The sequence below is a fragment of the Pseudomonas sp. PvP001 genome (assembly GCF_040546375.1).
GTDB classification, from domain to species: Bacteria; Pseudomonadota; Gammaproteobacteria; order Pseudomonadales; family Pseudomonadaceae; genus Aquipseudomonas; species Aquipseudomonas coleopterorum.
Genome location: NZ_JBEPNQ010000001.1, coordinates 4,651,128 through 4,668,171 on the forward strand (window position 1 = coordinate 4,651,128; position 17,044 = coordinate 4,668,171).

Below are 17,044 nucleotides of genomic sequence, written 5' to 3' on the forward strand. Positions count from 1 at the left end.
ACGCCTGTCAGAACATAGAGTTGGCGCCACGTCTTAAAGAGGGTTCAAGCCCTTTATTTTTCAGCATTTTTATTAGAGGCACGGGATTACATGGAAATCGGTCTGCGCGAGTGGCTGATCCTCATCGGCATCATTGTCATTGCCGGCATTCTTTTCGATGGCTGGCGCCGGATGCGCGGCGGCAAGGGCAAACTCAAGTTTCGTCTGGATCGCAACCTTTCCAACCTGCCCGACGAAGACACCGGCGCCGAAGTGCTGGGTCCGCCCCGGGTGCTGGACGATCACAAGGAGCCGCAACTGGACGAGCACGACCTGCCGTCCATGAGCGCCCAACGCGATGGCGGCAGCAAGCGCGCCAAGCGCGAGCCCGTGGCTGATCATGCCGACTTGAACCTGGCCGTGGAGCCGGACGAAATCAAGGAGCCTCGCGAGCCGCGTCCACCCAAACCCCCACGCGAGCCCAAGCCCGCCAAGCCGCAGCCGCCGATGAAAGCCGCGCGTGACAGCAACGAAGACTTCGCCAGCGATGCCAAAGGCTTCTCCAGCACCGGTGCTCCGGCTGTTGAGAAGGATCTGCCACCGGTCGAAGAAGTCCTGGTCATCAGCGTGATTTCCCGCAGCGAAAGCGGCTTCCGTGGCCCGGCGTTGCTGCAGAACATTCTGGAGAGCGGTCTGCGTTTCGGCGAGATGGACATCTTCCACCGTCACGAAAGCATGGCGGGCAATGGCGAGATCCTGTTTTCCATGGCCAACGCGGTCAAGCCGGGTATTTTCGATCTGGACGACATCGACCACTTCAGTACCCGTGCGGTGAGCTTCTTCCTTGGCCTGCCCGGCCCGCGTCATCCCAAGCAGGCCTTCGACGTCATGGTGGCCGCTGCCCGCAAGCTCGCCCACGAACTGGACGGCGAGCTCAAGGATGACCAGCGCAGCGTGCTCACCGCGCAGACCATCGAGCATTATCGCCAGCGCATCGTCGAATTCGAACGCCGCGCCTTGACCCACAAGCGCTAGGCTACAAACCGCGGCGCCCCCTTCGCGGGCAGAGCCCGCTCCCACAGACATCGCGCTCCCATCTGTGGGAGCGGGCTCTGCCCGCGAAAGCCCCACCGCCAACCCCCCAGATTCAACCCAAGAGCAGCCCCGGCTGCTCTTTTGCTTCAAGCGAGAACCGATCATGAACGACGCCAACCGTATCCTCGAACTGCGTGCCGAACTCGACCAGCACAACTACCGCTACCACGTGCTCGACGAACCCAGCATCCCCGATGCCGAATACGACCGTCTGTTCCGTGAACTCAAGGCCCTTGAAGCCGACCACCCGAACCTGATCACCCCCGACTCGCCCACCCAGCGAGTCGGCAATGCGGCCCTGACCGCGTTCACCCAGGTTCGCCACGAAATCCCCATGCTCAGCCTCGGCAACGCCTTCGAAGAAGTCGACCTGCGCGAATTCGACCGCCGCGTCACCGAAGGCCTCGACTTGCCCACCGGTGACCTTTTCGGCAGCGGCGCAGCGATTCACTACAGCTGCGAACCCAAGCTCGACGGCCTGGCCGTGTCGCTGCTTTACCAGGACGGCGCCCTGGTCCGCGGCGCGACCCGCGGCGATGGCACCACCGGCGAAGACATCAGCGTCAACGTGCGCACCATCCGCAACGTCCCGCTCAAGCTGCATGGCAGCGGGTGGCCGCCGGTGCTGGAAGTGCGCGGCGAGGTGTTCATGTCCAAGGCCGGGTTCGAACGGCTCAACGCCAGCCAGATGGAAGTCGGCGGCAAGACTTTCGCCAACCCGCGCAACGCCGCAGCCGGCAGCCTGCGCCAGCTGGATTCGAAAATCACCGCCAGCCGGCCCTTGGAATTCTGCTGCTACGGCATCGGCCAGGTCACCCAGGACATCGCCACCACTCACACCGGCAATCTCGAACAGCTCAAGCAGTGGGGCATGCCGATCAGTCGCGAACTCAAGGTCGCCGAGAACATCGAGCAGTGCCTGGAGTACTACCACGACATCGGCGCACGGCGGACCCAGCTGCCGTACGAAATCGATGGCGTGGTGTTCAAGGTCAACAGCCTGGCGGCGCAGCGCGAGCTGGGTTTCCGGGCCCGCGAGCCGCGCTGGGCCATTGCCCACAAGTTTCCAGCGATGGAAGAACTCACCGAACTGCTCGACGTGGAATTCCAGGTCGGCCGCACCGGCGCGGTCACACCGGTGGCGCGGCTCAAGCCGGTCAAGGTGGCCGGCGTGACGGTGGCCAACGCCACCCTGCACAACATGGACGAGGTGGCACGCTTGGGCCTGATGATCGGCGACACCGTGATCATCCGCCGCGCGGGGGACGTGATTCCCCAAGTCATGCAGGTGGTGACCGAGCGTCGTCCGGAAAACGCACGTCCAGTGCACGTCCCGGAAACCTGCCCGGTGTGCGGTTCCCACGTCGAGCGCACCCAGCTGATCAAGCGCAGCAAGGGCAAGCAGACCGTCAGCGAAGGCGCGGTCTATCGCTGCGTCGGGCGTCTGGCCTGCGGTGCGCAACTCAAGCAGGCGATCATCCATTTCGTCTCGCGGCGCGCCATGGATATCGACGGGCTGGGTGAGAAAAGCGTCGAGCAACTGGTCGACGAAGGCCTGGTGAACTCACCAGCCGACCTCTACACCCTGCAGTTCGACGACGTGGTCAAGCTGGAGGGTTTTGCCGAGGTGTCCAGCAACAACCTGCTCACGGCCATCGAAGACAGCAAACGACCCAGCCTGGCGCGGTTCATCTACGCCCTGGGCATTCCAGACGTAGGCGAGGAGACGGCTAAAGTACTAGCGCGCTCCTTGGGTTCGCTGCAACGCGTCAGCGAAGCGTTGCCTCAGGTGTTGACCTATCTGCCCGACATCGGTCTGGAAGTCGCCTTTGAAATCCACAGCTTTTTCGAAGACCCGCACAACCGCACCGTCATCCAGCAACTGCTCGAGCGCGGCCTGCAGTTGCAGGAGGAGGGCGAGGTGCATCCCGAGTACGCCGCCAGTACCACGCTGGCCGGGATGATCGCCAAACTGGACATCAACTCGGTGGGGCCGACCGGCGCCGAGAAACTGGTGGCCAAGCTGGGCAGCCTGGACAAGATCATCGCTGCCGACGGCATCGACCTGCGCCAGGCGCTCAATGCTCGGCAGGCGGAGGCGGTGCGCGAGTACTTCAAGGAACCGCACAACGCCGAGACGGCGAGGGCGGTTGAAGCTCAGTTGCAAGCTTTCGGCATGCATTGGGCAAGCGAGAAGAAAGTCGTCGAAGGCCTGCCGCTGGCAGGGCAGACCTGGGTGCTGACCGGCTCGCTCGAACAGATGAGCCGCGACGAAGCCAAGCAGAAACTCGAAGCCCTCGGCGCCAAGGTTTCAGGCTCGGTTTCGGCCAAAACCCACACCGTCGTCGCCGGCCCCGGCGCCGGCTCCAAGCTGGCCAAGGCCAACGAACTGGGCATCGAGGTCCTCGACGAAGAGCAATTCCTGACGTTCCTGACCAAGGTGTAACATCATGACAAGATAGCGCGCTGCCACCCCAGCGCGCCTGATCGTGGCCCATAATATGTAACATCATGACAAGCCCCAGTCGAAGCTCGCCCGCCTACGATGTACCCCCAAGTAATCAACGCAAAACCCGCCGCCCTGTAGCAGCGGCGCAAGCCGCGTCCGACCACGACGCGTTTACCCTCATGCAACGCATCTACCGCCGACACGGCTTACGCCACGTCAACAACCCCCACGCCCCCTGTAGCAGCGGCGCGAGCCGCGTCGGCGGCGCACGCGGTGCATCAGGATAAACGCAGTGCAACCGGACGCGGCTTGCGCCGCTGCTACACGGTCCGTTTTCAACCTCTCATCCGCATTTCGCGTTTCACCAACATCGCAGATGAAACCTTTCTCGCAGCCGCAAGCTCTAGTCATGGCAGGCCACTGGAGATCGCCATGTATCGTTTTTTCGAACAACTCAGCACCCGAATCACCGCTCCATTCACCAAGCCGGACAACCGCCACAGCAAGGTCTGGGAATGCACCTGCGGGCAGTCGATCTTCTTCCGCAACAGCCAGTGCCTGGCCTGCCACGGACTGCTCGGTTTCTGGCCGGAAAAGAACGTGCTATCCACACTGGACGCCGGCCCCGAAGCGGGCACCTGGCGCCTGCACGCCGCGCCAGACGCCGGACTCTTCCGCCGCTGCGCCAACCTCGACACCCCGGCAGCCTGCAACTGGGTGGTGCCGGCAGAGAAGGGCGCCGCCGCCCTGTGCACCGCGTGTAGCCTGAACCGCACCATCCCCGACCTCAGTGTCCCGGAAAACCCCGAACACTGGCGCAAGGTCGAAACCGCCAAGCGCCGCCTGATCGCCCAGTTGATCAACCTGGGCCTGCCGGTAATCGCCAAGACCGAAGACGAAGACACCGGCCTGGCATTCGACTTCATCGGCACCGACATGAACGGCAACGCGCCCACCACCGGTCACGCCAATGGCCTGGTGACCCTGGATATCAAGGAAGCGGACGACGCCCACCGGGAAAAGGTCCGCGTGCAGATGCGCGAACCGTACCGCACGCTGCTCGGACACTTCCGGCACGAAGTAGGGCACTACTACTGGGATCGTCTGATCGCCGACACCCATTGGGTTGCCGACTACCGCCGTCTGTTCGGCGATGAAAGCCAAAGCTACGCCGACGCACTGCAGCGCCATTACGACCAGGGCGCCCCGGCCGACTGGCAGCAGAACTTCGTCAGCGCCTACGCCACCATGCATCCATGGGAAGACTGGGCCGAAACCTGGGCGCACTACCTGCACATGATGGACGCCGTCGACACCGCTCTGGGCTTCGGCATGAGCGCAAAGGAAATGGACCTCGACTACACCCCGTTCCCTCTGACGACCCTGTACGACCCGGACCACACCAGCGGCCCGGCATTCCTCGCGTTCGTCAACGCCTGGATCGAACTGGCCGGCATGCTCAACGAACTGTCACGCGCCATGGGCCAGCCCGATTTCTACCCCTTCGTGCTGCCACCGGCCGTGATCGCCAAGCTGCACTTCATCCACGTCGTCGTCCAAGAAGCCGGCGGCCGCGCGGATGACGTCCTGCAGGTCTGAACCCGGCAAGCCCACCCCCTCAAGCGTGAGCCCCTCCCTCTGTCAGGTCCCCACTCCAGATGCAGGACTGACTCTGTGAGGGTGGGCCCCACTCTATGTCCAGGCCTGCCCCTGTGAGGGTGGGCCTCGCTCTATGTCCAGGCCTGCCCCTGTGAGAGTGCCCCCCCCTCAATGTCCAGGCCGCCCCTGTGAGTGTTGACCCAACTCTATGTCCAAGCCTAACCCTGTGGGAGCGGGCTCTGCCCGCGAAGACGTATTCCCAATCACCACATCTTTCAAACTGTGCACCGCCCATCCGGACGCCTTCGCGGGCAGAGCCCGCTCCCACAATCACCGGTTCCTGCATGGATTTATGCCAGGTGCAACCTATGTCCAGGCTTGCCCTTGTGGGAGTGGACCCCACTCCATGCCCAAGCCTAACCCTGTGGGAGCGGGCTCTGCCCGCGAAGGCGTCCTCCAGATCACAGCATTTTCCCAAACTGTGCATCGCACATCCGGACGCCTTCGCGGGCAGAGCCCGCTCCCACAATTACCGGCTCTTGCCCAGATTCACTTCAAAACCAACAGCGTCCCCCTAAAGCTCCAGCACAAACCTGCGCTCGAAACCAATCCGCCCACGATAAGCCTCACCACGATCCACCCACCCCAACGCCTTATACAAACCAATACCCGCCACATTATCGGCATCCACCGACAACTCCAGCTGCTTAACCCCAGGCCACGCGCCCCTCGCGGCCTCCGGCAGACCCTCCAGGCACGCCCGACCCAGCCCGCGCCCCTGCATCCGCCAATCCACCTGCAGCGCATGCAACGTCACCGCTTGCGGGTCAGCCCACTCCGGCACGTATCGCCCGTGCTTGAGCAACAGAAACGCTTTGGGTACTTCATCCACCAGCAGGGCAAAGCCCCGGATTTCACCGTCCAGGCAGCCCAGCAGCGTATACAGCGCCATGTCCACATCTCCCGAATAGCGCTTCTGCTCAGGACGAATCTCGATCTCCATCAACTGGTGCATTTGATCTGGAGACAAGTCGGGGTAGGGCATCAGAACATTCATCGCAGACAACCGGGCAAGGGACATGGGGCGACGTTACCAATTCACATGCTGTCTGTCGCTTCACTTGCGCGCAAACAAATGCTTGCGAAGATGATCACCATCATGCACGCCACGCCAAGTCCCTGAAGACCCTCGAAATTTTATCTTGCGCCACGGGTTGTAACTTCCGTCAGGACCGGTACAATGGCCCCCGCTCGCTACCCAGCGAGTGTCGTTATGGTGACCCTGCCGGTCCCCCCGCAACGATTACCCGTGAACCTGGTCAGATCCGGAAGGAAGCAGCCACAGCGGGAACATTGTGTGCCGGGGTGTGGCTGGTAGGGTTGCCACCTCTTTCTGAATTCGTCGTCGCACGGGTTCATCGCAATGCCCACCTTAAGTCACCATCCATCTCCTCGTCTCGTGCGATCAATCGTCTTGGCCAGCTTTCGCCTAGGTTTTTACGACCCGACGCAGCAATAGAGCAGGGCACGGATGCAATTTTGGCCCTGCTCTATTAGCATTGGCGGTCTTCCGCTTTCATGTCGCGACGGTTTTCGATGAGTTATCAGGTTCTTGCACGTAAATGGCGTCCGCGCTCGTTCCGCGAAATGGTCGGCCAGACCCATGTGCTCAAGGCATTGATCAATGCGCTGGACAACCAGCGGCTGCATCACGCCTACCTGTTCACCGGCACCCGGGGGGTGGGCAAGACCACCATCGCGCGAATCATTGCCAAATGCGTCAACTGCGAGACGGGCATCACGTCCACGCCCTGTGGTGAGTGCTCGGTCTGCCGCGAGATCGACGAGGGTCGTTTCGTCGATCTGATCGAGATCGACGCCGCCAGCCGGACCAAGGTCGAAGACACCCGCGAGCTGCTCGACAACGTGCAGTACGCCCCCAGCCGCGGGCGCTTTAAGGTCTACCTGATCGACGAAGTGCACATGCTGTCCAGCCACTCCTTCAACGCGCTGCTGAAGACGCTGGAAGAGCCACCGCCCTACGTCAAGTTCATCCTTGCCACCACCGATCCGCAGAAACTGCCTGCGACCATTCTTTCGCGCTGCCTGCAGTTCTCGCTGAAGAACATGACCCCAGAGCGCGTGGTCGAGCACTTGAGCCATGTGCTGGGTGTGGAGAACGTGCCGTTCGAAGACGATGCGCTGTGGTTGCTGGGCCGCGCCGCCGATGGCTCGATGCGTGACGCCATGAGCCTGACCGACCAGGCCATTGCCTTCGGCGAAGGCAAGGTGCTGGCAGCCGATGTGCGAGCGATGCTCGGCACCCTGGACCACGGTCAGGTGTATGGCGTGTTGCAGGCACTGCTCGATGGCGATGCGCGTGCGCTGCTCGAGGCCGTGCGCCATCTGGCGGAGCAGGGGCCCGACTGGAACGGCGTGCTGGCCGAAATGCTCAACGTGCTGCACCGCGTGGCGATCGCCCAGGCGCTGCCCGAAGCGGTCGACAACGGCCAGGGTGATCGTGATCGCGTGCTGGCCCTGGCCCAGGCGCTGCCGGCCGAAGATGTGCAGTTCTATTACCAGATGGGCCTGATCGGCCGCCGCGACTTGCCCTTGGCCCCGGAGCTGCGAGGCGGCTTCGAAATGGTGCTGCTGCGCATGCTCGCGTTCCGCCCGGCAGGCACCAGCGATGGGCCCGATCAACCCCTAAAGACAGTGGGGATCAGCCAGGCCACAGTTGATTCCACCCAACCCGTGGCAGTCTCGTCTCCTGTGGAGCCACAATCTCCAAGCGTGGTCCCCGCGGACCCGGACCCGAACCCTGTGGGAGCGGGCTCTGCCCGCGAAGAACCCACCGCGGCCCCCCAGAACGACCGCGCCGCACCGGCGCCCCCCCCTGTGGGAGCGGGCTCTGCCCGCGAAGAAACCACCACGGTCCATCAGGCAACCGCAGAACCCATCGACCTCCCCTGGAACGACCCTGTAACGCCAGTCGCCGCCCCGGCGCCAGAGCCGATCCTCGACGTCGTTGGCGAACAACCTGCACTCACGCCCATGCCGGCCCCCACGCCCGCCAGCGCCGTGCCCGATGCCCCGGAAGCCGAAGCAACACCGCCCGCTGACGACACCGACCCAGTCGACTACATCCCCGCGGGCATGGAACGCGACGACGAGCCACCGCTCGACGAAGACTACTACGCCCCTGAAACCGATGGCGCCGCCTACAGCTACCTCGACGAACTGGCCAGCGAAACTGTTCACGAAGTCCCGGTCGAAGCCGAACCTGAGGTGCTGCCCGCCGCGCAGCCTGCCACCGGTCTAGCCCTGCAATGGCTCGAACTGTTCCCGAAACTGCCGATTTCGGGCATGACCGGCAGCATCGCCGCCAACTGCACATTGATCGCCGTCGAGGGTGACGACTGGCTGCTGCACCTGGATCCGGCCCACAGCGCCTTGTTCAACAGCACCCAGCAGCGCCGGCTGAACGATGCGCTGAACCAATATCACGAGCGCACCATCAGCCTGACCATCGAGCTGATCCGCCCGGAACAGGAAACTCCAGCCCAGGCCGCGGCGCGCTGGCGTGCCAATCGCCAGGCCGATGCTGAGCAGTCGATTCAGCAGGACCCGTACATTCAACAAATGCTGCAACAGTTCGGTGCCATCATTCGCAACGATACGATTGAACCAGTCGAAGCGGTGGCGAGCCCAACGCGTTAAGCAACCTACCCGAACCCGCGCAGGATGCTTCTGGCACTGCGCGGTCATACCCATTGACCTTTGAGGTGAATCCCATGATGAAAGGTGGCATGGCCGGCCTGATGAAGCAGGCCCAGCAGATGCAGGAAAAAATGGCTCAGATGCAGGAAGAGCTGGCCAAGGCCGAAGTGACCGGCCAATCGGGCGCAGGCCTGGTGAGTGTGGTGATGACCGGCCGCCATGACGTCAAGCGCGTCAGCTTGGACGACAGCCTGATGCAGGAAGACAAAGACGTGCTGGAAGACCTCATCGCTGCCGCCGTCAACGACGCCGTGCGCAAGATCGAGGCCAACAGTCAGGACAAGATGTCCGGCATGACCTCCGGCATGCAACTGCCGCCAGGCTTCAAGATGCCGTTCTAAAACAAAATGCCAGGCACCAAGCCTGGCATTTTTGTATCCGGGTCACTGTGGGGCTCGCGACGTGGCTACACAGGCAGCGCGATCCCTGTGGGAGCGGGCTCTGCCCGCGAATGCCGCGCTGTAGTGCATCCGACAGACCGCATGCACCGCCAACGCGGCTTGCGCCGCTGCTACAAGGGTACCGCGATCCCTGTGGGAGCGGGCTCTGCCCGCGAAGGCCGCGCCGAGGTTTAGCAGGCATACCGCGGCGTTCGCTTCGCGGGCAGAGCCCGCTCCCACAATTCATCTGCTCCCACAATTCATCTGCTTCCACAACTCACTTGCCCCACACAATCTACTCACCTACAACCACCCCATCTTTTCCTCCAACCATCACCCGTTTGAACATCCCGCCACCCCTCGCTGTCCTTTTCCTATAGCCACTTGCTCAAGGAATACCCCGCAATGTCCCAAGACCTGACCCTCAACCAGCGCTTCGTGCTTGCTTCCCGCCCGACCGGTGCACCCACGCCGGAGAATTTCCGCCTGGAGCGCGAAGCCTTGCCGGATCTCGAAGACGGCCAAGTTCTGCTACGCACCTTGTATCTGTCCCTGGACCCCTACATGCGTGGCCGCATGAGCGACGCGCCTTCCTACGCCGCTCCCGTCGAAATTGACGACGTCATGACTGGTGGCACCGTCAGCCGCGTGGAAACGTCCAAGCACCCCAAATTCCGTGAAGGCGATCTGGTCGTCGGTATGACTGGCTGGCAGACCCACTGCATCTCCGACGGCAGCAACCTCACGCCGCTGCCTGCCGGCATCCCCAGCCCTTCCATGGCGCTCGGCGTCCTCGGGATGCCCGGCATGACCGCCTACATGGGCCTGACCCACATCGGCCAGCCCAAGGAAGGCGAAACCCTCGTCGTAGCCGCAGCTTCCGGCGCAGTCGGCTCGGTAGTAGGGCAGGTCGGCAAGATCAAAGGCCTCAAGGTCGTCGGCATCGCCGGCGGCCCGGAAAAATGCCGCTACGTCGTTGAGGAGCTGGGCTTCGACGCCTGCGTCGACCACAAGAGCGACACCTTCGCCGATGACTTGGCCAAGGCCTGCGACAAAGGCATCGACATCTACTTCGAAAACGTCGGCGGCAAAGTCTTCGATGCCGTCATGCCGCTGCTAAACGCCCGCGCGCGCATTCCGGTGTGCGGCCTGATCGCCGGTTACAACGCCACCGACCTGCCCGAAGGCCCGGATCGCTTCGCGCTGCTGCCGCGCATGCTGCTGACCAAGCGCATCCGCATGCAGGGCTTCATCGTCTTCGACGACTTCGGCGATCGCCATGCCGAATTCTTCTCGGCCATGGTGCCGTGGGTTCGTGACGGCAAGATCAAATTCCGCGAAGACGTGGTGGACGGCCTGGAGCGCGCACCTGAGGCCTTCATCGGCCTGCTGCAAGGGCACAACTTCGGCAAGCTGGTGGTCAAGGTTTCCGACGCTTGATCATTTGACGTGGTCCAGAGGCGCGGGTATAAACCGCGTCTCGTCGTCACCTCAGGCCGCCTTCCATGAGCTTCAGTCCACTGATTCGCCAACTGATCGATAGCCTGCGCACCTTGCCTGGCGTCGGTCAGAAATCCGCCCAGCGCATGGCCTTGCAGCTGCTCGAGCGCGACCGCAGCGGCGGCAGTCGATTGGCCCAGGCGCTGAGTCAGGCCATGGAAGGCGTCGGCCATTGCCGCCAGTGCCGTACCCTCACCGAAGAAGAACTGTGCCCGCAATGCGCCGACCCCCGGCGCGACGACACGTTGCTGTGCGTGGTGGAAGGGCCGATGGACGTCTATGCTGTAGAGCAGACGGGCTACCGCGGCCGCTACTTCGTGCTCAAGGGGCATCTGTCGCCTCTGGATGGGCTCGGGCCGGAAGCGATCGGCATTCCGCAACTGATGTCACGCATAGACGAGCAGGGCACCTTCGCCGAAGTCATCTTGGCCACCAATCCAACCGTCGAAGGCGAAGCCACCGCTCACTACATCGCGCAGTTATTGGCGAAAAAAGGTCTGGTCGCGTCACGCATCGCCCACGGTGTTCCATTGGGTGGCGAATTGGAGTTGGTAGACGGCGGTACCCTGGCCCATTCTTTCTCTGGCCGCAGACCAATCACCTTGTAACCGGTTACCATAGCCCCCGTAGCAGCGACGCAAGCCGCGTCGGCGGTACGCGCGGTGGGCCTGAACAAACGCGCCGGATCGGACGCGGCTCGCGCCGCTGCTACAAAGACCGCGCGAACCGGTAACCTGTAGGAGCGGCGCAAGCCGCGTCGGCGGTAGATGCGGTGAACCGGAACGCGTCATCACCGCGCTCCCACGATCCCTGTAGCAGCGGCGCAAGCCGCGTCGGCGGCACACGCGGTGGGCCTGAACAAACGCGCCGTCGCCGGACGCGGCTCGCGCCGCTGCTACAGAAAATCGCCGTATCACTGCTTCCACACACCCATCTGCAGGGCCGACCATGCACCGCTTAGCGTTCAAGCAAGTCGACGTCTTCACCACCCAGCGATTCAAGGGCAACCCTCTGGCGGTCGTCCTGCAGGCCGAAAGCCTGACGCGCGAGCAGATGCAGCAGATCGCCCACTGGAACAACCTGTCCGAAACCGCCTTCGTATTGCCCGCCACACGTTCCGACGCGGACTACCGTCTGCGCATCTTCACGCCCAATTGCGAGCTGCCATTCGCAGGCCATGCCACCATCGGCAGTGCCCACGCGTTGATCGAAGCCGGACTCATCGAGCCTCGCAACGGCAAACTGGTGCAGGAATGCTATGCAGGCCTGATCGATGTCGACATCGCACGCGGCTCCGATGGCTCGCAACTGATCACCTTCGAACTGCCCCCGGCCACCATCCAGCCGGTCAACGACAGCGACCATCGCGAATTGCAGGCCGTGCTCGGCGTGAGCGTGGTGCGCGATCGCCGGCCCTGTTTCGTGACCGTCGGCCCGCGCTGGCTGGTGGTGCAACTGCGCGATGCGCAAACCGTGCTGGCCGTCATACCCGACCTGGCGCGCATGGCCATCAACGATCACCGCACCAGTACCACCGGTGTGGTGATCTTCGGCCCGCACCCCGAAGGCAGTAACGAGCACATCGAAGTCCGCACGTTCGCGCCCACCTGCGGCATCACTGAAGACGCCGCCTGTGGCAGCGGCAGCGGGGCGGTCGCCGCCTTCATTCGTGCCACCGGTCAAACCACCTCCCTGGGTTCACAACTGCGCGTCGCCCAAGGCGCGGCGCTGGGGCGCGCCGGCAAGCTGCACCTCTCGATCACCGACCAGTCGATCAAGGTCACCGGTGCCTGCGTCACTTGCCTCGACGGCTCTCTTGATCCTTGAACGCTGACCGAAAGGCGGTCAGCCACCCACCACTTCAATGCTGCCATCGGTGTGCTGCCGGTACAGCGTATAGGGCAGCATCAAGGTATCGGTGACGGCCGAAATGGCCATGTCTATCCCCACGAAACCAATCTCCGGCCCGCTGCCAGGTCGGCTGGGCGTTGGTGCCTCGCCGTTGAGCAAGCAGAAGTCGTACATCACGCCGCTGTAGACGCGCGGCACCGCGCCGCAGAACGACTTCGCTTCCTTGAGTTTGTCACTGGTCACAACGTCGTCGCGAAACACCGTATTGATGGTGCCGCAACCCGCGAGCAAAGCCCCTAAAACCATGCCTGCCACCGCTTTCATACCTGTCACTCCTTGTGTGAGGCCGGCACTATAACCGTTTCTTTCGAACCGGTTGCCGATGCCCGAGAGGTGCCTTTCGTCAGATGAATGGAACGATCATTTACGAAAGTGCAAAAGACGTTGTCCATAGCCTCGCGAAATCCGACCGCAGAGCCACATTGCGCGTTACAAGCTATGCGGGTTACCTCCAGTAACATCTTTTCCGCCAGTGTGTTCAAGCGGCGTTACAGACTTGCCTCGCGGCCCGCACGTCCCGTGCGGACACGCCTTGGGTGGTTTGGTATCATCTGGCTTCGCGCGGTTTTGCCTACGACAAACGCGTTCTGAATCGATACAGCGCGTCCCTTCTTCCACTCGATGGTGTTGTTTAACGTGAAAATCCTTGTAACCGGTGGTGCAGGCTTCATTGGCTCGGCAGTCATTCGCCATATCCTGGCGAATACCGACGACGCGGTGGTCAATGTCGATAAACTGACCTACGCCGGCAACCTGGATTCCCTCATGGGCAGCGAGCGCACACCGCGCTACGCCTTCGAGCACGTCGACATCTGCGACCGGGCGCAAATGGATCGGGTGTTCGCCGAGCATCGCCCCGACCGGGTCATGCACCTGGCCGCCGAATCCCATGTCGATCGCTCGATCACCGGCCCTGCGGCTTTCGTCGAAACCAACGTCATAGGCACCTACACGCTGCTCGAAGCCGCGCGCCAGTACTGGTCGCAGCTCGATGCCGTACAGCAGGCAGCGTTTCGCTTCCACCACATCTCCACCGACGAAGTCTATGGCGACCTGGAAGGGCCCGAAGACCTGTTCACCGAAACCACGCCGTACCAGCCGAGCTCGCCATATTCGGCGAGCAAGGCCAGCTCCGATCACCTGGTCCGCGCCTGGCAGCGCACCTACGGCCTGCCGACGCTGGTCACCAACTGTTCGAACAACTATGGGCCGTGCCATTTCCCGGAAAAACTCATTCCGCTGATCATCCTCAATGCCCTGGAAGGCAAAGCGCTGCCCATTTATGGCAAAGGTAATCAAATTCGCGACTGGCTGTATGTCGAAGACCACGCACGGGCTCTGTATCAAGTGGTGACCGAAGGTGAAGTAGGGGAGACCTACAACATAGGCGGTCACAACGAGAAACAGAACATCGAAGTCGTGCACACGGTCTGCGCCTTGCTCGACGAGCTCTGCCCGCAGTCACCCCATCGTCCGCATGCGCAATTGATCACCCACGTACAAGATCGCCCCGGCCATGACGTTCGCTACGCCATCGACGCCAGCAAGATCCAGCGCGAGCTGGGCTGGACGCCGGTAGAAACGTTCGAGTCGGGTATCCGCAAGACCGTGCAGTGGTATCTGGATAATCCCGAATGGGTGAACCGCGTGAAGAGCGGCGCCTACCAGCAATGGATCGATACGAATTATCAAGGGCGTGAACTGTGAAAATATTGCTCCTGGGTAAGAACGGTCAGGTGGGTTGGGAGCTGCAGCGTGCGCTGGCGCCGCTCGGCAAGGTTGTGGCGCTGGGCAGGAACATCGATGAGGCCGGCCTCTGCGGAGACCTGGCGGCACTCGACGGGCTGGCTGAAACGGTACGACGCATCGCGCCGAACGTGATCGTCAACGCCGCGGCGTACACTGCGGTAGACAAGGCCGAAAGTGAGAAGCAGACCGCTGATCTGATCAACCACCAGGCCAGTGCCGTGCTCGCCCGCGAAGCACTGGAGCTGGACGCCTGGCTGGTGCATTACTCCACCGACTACGTGTTCGATGGTAGCGGCGACCGGCCATGGCGCGAAAGCGACACCACGGCGCCGGTCAACTACTACGGTGCCAGCAAACTGGCCGGCGAAGAAGCCATTCGCCAGTCCGGCTGCAAGCACCTGATCTTCCGCACCAGTTGGGTCTATGCCCCACGGGGCAACAATTTCGCCAAGACCATGCTGCGCCTGGCCAAGGACCGCAAGAGCATGAGCGTCATCAGCGATCAGATCGGCGCACCCACCGGCGCCGAGCTCCTGGCCGACGTCGTGGCCCATGCGATTCCCAAGGCGCTCGCCCAACCCGACCTGGCAGGTACCTATCACCTGGCGGCCAGTGGCGAAACATCCTGGCATGCTTTCGCCAAGCTGGTCATCGAAAACGCCCGCAGCCAAGGTACCAAGCTGGCCGTGGAAACGGTCGAAGCCATTCCTACCAGCGCCTACCCGACGCCCGCTCGGCGCCCACTGAATTCGCGTCTGGATACCAGCAAACTGACCGAGCGTTTCGGCCTGGAGCTGCCTCATTGGGAACTGGGCGTAAGACGCATGCTGGCTGAAATCAGCGCCAGGTGACGGTCGCTGAACTACCGTGCCGGGTCAGCTGTCCAAGCGCGAACGATTTGCGCTTGGCCCCGGATTTCCTGATATTCTAGCCGCCACTTCCTTGACTCATCAGCAGCGAGCGGTTTTAGGGGTTTGACGTATATGTTGTCTGCGGCGCAGGGAGCCGCCAGATCTTCGATGCGCAGGGGTGTTCTACCCATGTACAGACGGTCTACAGATTGATTTCACAGTGCCGCTACACCGGCAAACAAAGGATCCAATACGCATGAACCTGATCCCCGTTATTCTTTCCGGCGGCGTTGGCAGCCGGTTGTGGCCCGTGTCCCGCGAGGCCCATCCCAAGCCATTCATGGCGCTGCCCGACGGCCAGAACCTGATCCAGAAGACTTTCCTGCGCGCTGCCAAGCTCGAAGGCGTGTCCGAAGTGCTGACCGTCACCAACCGCGAACTGCTGTTCAAGACCGAAGACGAATACCGCACCGTCAACAAGACTGGCCACGCCCAAGGCTTCATCCTCGAGCCCTTCGGCCGCAACACCGCAGCTGCCGTCGCCATGGCCGCACTGCAACTCAATGATTCCCACGGCCCCGATGCACACATGCTGGTCCTGGCCGCCGACCACCTGATCCAGAACGAAGACGCCTTTTCCGCCGCTGTCGCCAAGGCTGTGAAACTGTCGGCCGACGGCTGGCTGGTCACCTTCGGCATTCAGCCCCAGTACCCTGAAACCGGCTTCGGCTACATCGAAGCCGGCGTTGGCACCGGCCTGGATGGCACGCTGAAAGTCGCCCGTTTCGTCGAGAAGCCAGACCTGGAAACTGCCAAGGGCTACGTAGCCGCCGGCAACTACTTCTGGAACTCGGGCATGTTCTGCTTCAAGGTCGGCACCGTCCTCGAAGAACTGAAGAAACATGCGCCGGACGTACTGGCCGCCGCCACAGCCGTCAAGGAAGCCTCGCGTCTGAGCGAAGCGCCAAATTACCGCTGCCTGGCGCTGGATGCCGATGAGTTTGCTCAGGTCCCGGACATCTCGGTCGACTACGCGCTGATGGAGCGCTCGGACAAGGTCGCCACCGTGCCGTGCGACATCGGCTGGAGCGACATCGGGTCGTGGAACGCGGTCAGCGAGCTGACTGAAGCCGATGCTCAGGGCAACCGCTTCGAAGGCGAAGTGCTTTCGCACAACGCCCGCAACAACTTCGTCCACAGCGAAGACCGCCTGACCGCGCTGGTCGGCGTCGACGACCTGCTGGTCATCGACACGCCGGACGCGCTGATGATCAGCCACAAGGATCACTGCCAGGACGTCAAGCACATCGTCGGCCAGCTCAAGGCCAATGGTCACCACCTGCACAAGCTGCACCGCACCGTGCACCGTCCATGGGGTACCTACACCACCCTGGAAGAGGGCGAGCGCTTCAAGATCAAGCGCATCGTGGTCAAGCCCCAGGCGTCGTTGTCGCTGCAGATGCACCACCACCGCAGCGAGCACTGGATCGTGGTCAGCGGCATGGCCGTCGTGGTCAACGACGACCGCGAACTGATGCTCAACACCAACGAGTCGACCTTCATTCGTGCCGGCCACCAGCATCGCCTGAAAAACCCGGGCGTGATCGATCTGGTCCTGATCGAAGTGCAGAGCGGCGACTACCTCGGTGAGGACGACATCGTCCGTTTCGAAGACGTCTACGGCCGCGTTGACAAGGCCTGACCGACATCCTCCGCCTCGGCCTCTGCCCGTGTTCGAAAAACATGCGCAG

General features: G+C 62.5%; 13 protein-coding genes and 1 other RNA gene. 12 read left to right on the forward strand and 2 right to left on the reverse strand.

The genetic code is table 11. The features are described from left to right. The first annotated feature begins 90 nt into the window (after window positions 1-90). The 3 genes from zipA to ABMD26_RS21260 all read left to right on the forward strand — a co-directional run bounded on the left by zipA (window position 91) and on the right by ABMD26_RS21260 (window position 5,122). A complete protein-coding gene (gene zipA, locus ABMD26_RS21250; RefSeq protein ID WP_056842896.1) occupies window positions 91-1,014 on the forward strand; it encodes a cell division protein ZipA in 924 nt (307 codons plus the stop codon). Between the two features lie 163 nt (window positions 1,015-1,177). Then, a complete protein-coding gene (gene ligA / locus ABMD26_RS21255; protein ID WP_354311662.1) occupies window positions 1,178-3,520 on the forward strand; it encodes an NAD-dependent DNA ligase LigA in 2,343 nt (780 codons plus the stop codon). A gap of 435 nt (window positions 3,521-3,955) precedes the next feature. Continuing rightward, window positions 3,956-5,122, forward strand: coding sequence for a zinc-binding metallopeptidase family protein (locus ABMD26_RS21260; protein WP_122742746.1), 1,167 nt, complete (start codon window positions 3,956-3,958; stop codon window positions 5,120-5,122). Window positions 5,123-5,696: 574 nt separating this feature from the next. Here the strand turns inward: ABMD26_RS21260 and ABMD26_RS21265 are convergent. Next, the gene (locus tag ABMD26_RS21265; protein ID WP_134721949.1) at window positions 5,697-6,179 is read right to left on the reverse strand and encodes a GNAT family N-acetyltransferase; all 483 of its coding nucleotides are present in this window, start codon (window positions 6,177-6,179) and stop codon (window positions 5,697-5,699) included. A gap of 226 nt (window positions 6,180-6,405) precedes the next feature. Between ABMD26_RS21265 and ffs the strand changes: the two genes are divergently transcribed. From ffs to ABMD26_RS21295, 6 genes are all read left to right on the forward strand, one after another. Further along, window positions 6,406-6,502: signal recognition particle sRNA small type (gene ffs / locus ABMD26_RS21270), an RNA gene on the forward strand. 216 nt (window positions 6,503-6,718) lie between these two features. Beyond that, window positions 6,719-8,842 carry a DNA polymerase III subunit gamma/tau gene (dnaX, locus tag ABMD26_RS21275; RefSeq protein WP_354311671.1) on the forward strand — a complete coding sequence of 708 codons (2,124 nt, stop codon included), beginning with the start codon at window positions 6,719-6,721 and terminating at the stop codon, window positions 8,840-8,842. A 74-nt stretch (window positions 8,843-8,916) separates the two neighbouring features. Next, on the forward strand, window positions 8,917-9,243 hold the full coding sequence (locus ABMD26_RS21280) for a YbaB/EbfC family nucleoid-associated protein (protein ID WP_043189078.1): 327 nt from the start codon (window positions 8,917-8,919) through the stop codon (window positions 9,241-9,243). A gap of 444 nt (window positions 9,244-9,687) precedes the next feature. After that, window positions 9,688-10,722 carry an NADPH-dependent curcumin/dihydrocurcumin reductase gene (gene curA / locus ABMD26_RS21285; protein WP_354311678.1) on the forward strand — a complete coding sequence of 345 codons (1,035 nt, stop codon included), beginning with the start codon at window positions 9,688-9,690 and terminating at the stop codon, window positions 10,720-10,722. A 65-nt stretch (window positions 10,723-10,787) separates the two neighbouring features. Then, window positions 10,788-11,390, forward strand: coding sequence for a recombination mediator RecR (gene recR, locus ABMD26_RS21290; protein WP_122742750.1), 603 nt, complete (start codon window positions 10,788-10,790; stop codon window positions 11,388-11,390). A 340-nt stretch (window positions 11,391-11,730) separates the two neighbouring features. After that, window positions 11,731-12,609: a PhzF family phenazine biosynthesis protein gene (locus ABMD26_RS21295; RefSeq protein ID WP_354311685.1), complete on the forward strand. Its 879-nt coding sequence runs from the start codon at window positions 11,731-11,733 to the stop codon at window positions 12,607-12,609. 18 nt (window positions 12,610-12,627) lie between these two features. Here the strand turns inward: ABMD26_RS21295 and ABMD26_RS21300 are convergent, their stop codons facing one another. Continuing rightward, complete coding sequence (locus ABMD26_RS21300; RefSeq protein ID WP_134721926.1) at window positions 12,628-12,957, reverse strand: YceK/YidQ family lipoprotein; 330 nt, start codon at window positions 12,955-12,957, stop codon at window positions 12,628-12,630. Window positions 12,958-13,329: 372 nt separating this feature from the next. On the opposite strand from ABMD26_RS21300, the gene rfbB reads away from it, so the two are divergent. The 3 genes from rfbB to ABMD26_RS21315 all read left to right on the forward strand — a co-directional run bounded on the left by rfbB (window position 13,330) and on the right by ABMD26_RS21315 (window position 16,995). Continuing rightward, a complete protein-coding gene (gene rfbB / locus ABMD26_RS21305; RefSeq protein WP_354311692.1) occupies window positions 13,330-14,400 on the forward strand; it encodes a dTDP-glucose 4,6-dehydratase in 1,071 nt (356 codons plus the stop codon). Beyond that, window positions 14,397-15,293, forward strand: coding sequence for a dTDP-4-dehydrorhamnose reductase (gene rfbD / locus ABMD26_RS21310; protein WP_134721927.1), 897 nt, complete (start codon window positions 14,397-14,399; stop codon window positions 15,291-15,293). Before rfbB ends, rfbD begins: the two co-directional genes overlap by 4 nt. Before the next feature lie 256 nt (window positions 15,294-15,549). Beyond that, a complete protein-coding gene (locus tag ABMD26_RS21315) occupies window positions 15,550-16,995 on the forward strand; it encodes a mannose-1-phosphate guanylyltransferase/mannose-6-phosphate isomerase (RefSeq protein WP_354311698.1) in 1,446 nt (481 codons plus the stop codon). Window positions 16,996-17,044: the final 49 nt, after the last annotated feature.

Coding starts and splice junctions, on each gene's coding strand:
- zipA (WP_056842896.1), top strand. CDS start 91: ATGGAAATCGGTCTGCGCGAGTGGCTGATCCTCATCGGCATCATTGTC.
- ligA (WP_354311662.1), top strand. CDS start 1,178: ATGAACGACGCCAACCGTATCCTCGAACTGCGTGCCGAACTCGACCAG.
- ABMD26_RS21260 (WP_122742746.1), top strand. CDS start 3,956: ATGTATCGTTTTTTCGAACAACTCAGCACCCGAATCACCGCTCCATTC.
- ABMD26_RS21265 (WP_134721949.1), bottom strand. CDS start 6,179: ATGAATGTTCTGATGCCCTACCCCGACTTGTCTCCAGATCAAATGCAC.
- dnaX (WP_354311671.1), top strand. CDS start 6,719: ATGAGTTATCAGGTTCTTGCACGTAAATGGCGTCCGCGCTCGTTCCGC.
- ABMD26_RS21280 (WP_043189078.1), top strand. CDS start 8,917: ATGATGAAAGGTGGCATGGCCGGCCTGATGAAGCAGGCCCAGCAGATG.
- curA (WP_354311678.1), top strand. CDS start 9,688: ATGTCCCAAGACCTGACCCTCAACCAGCGCTTCGTGCTTGCTTCCCGC.
- recR (WP_122742750.1), top strand. CDS start 10,788: ATGAGCTTCAGTCCACTGATTCGCCAACTGATCGATAGCCTGCGCACC.
- ABMD26_RS21295 (WP_354311685.1), top strand. CDS start 11,731: ATGCACCGCTTAGCGTTCAAGCAAGTCGACGTCTTCACCACCCAGCGA.
- ABMD26_RS21300 (WP_134721926.1), bottom strand. CDS start 12,957: ATGAAAGCGGTGGCAGGCATGGTTTTAGGGGCTTTGCTCGCGGGTTGC.
- ABMD26_RS21315 (WP_354311698.1), top strand. CDS start 15,550: ATGAACCTGATCCCCGTTATTCTTTCCGGCGGCGTTGGCAGCCGGTTG.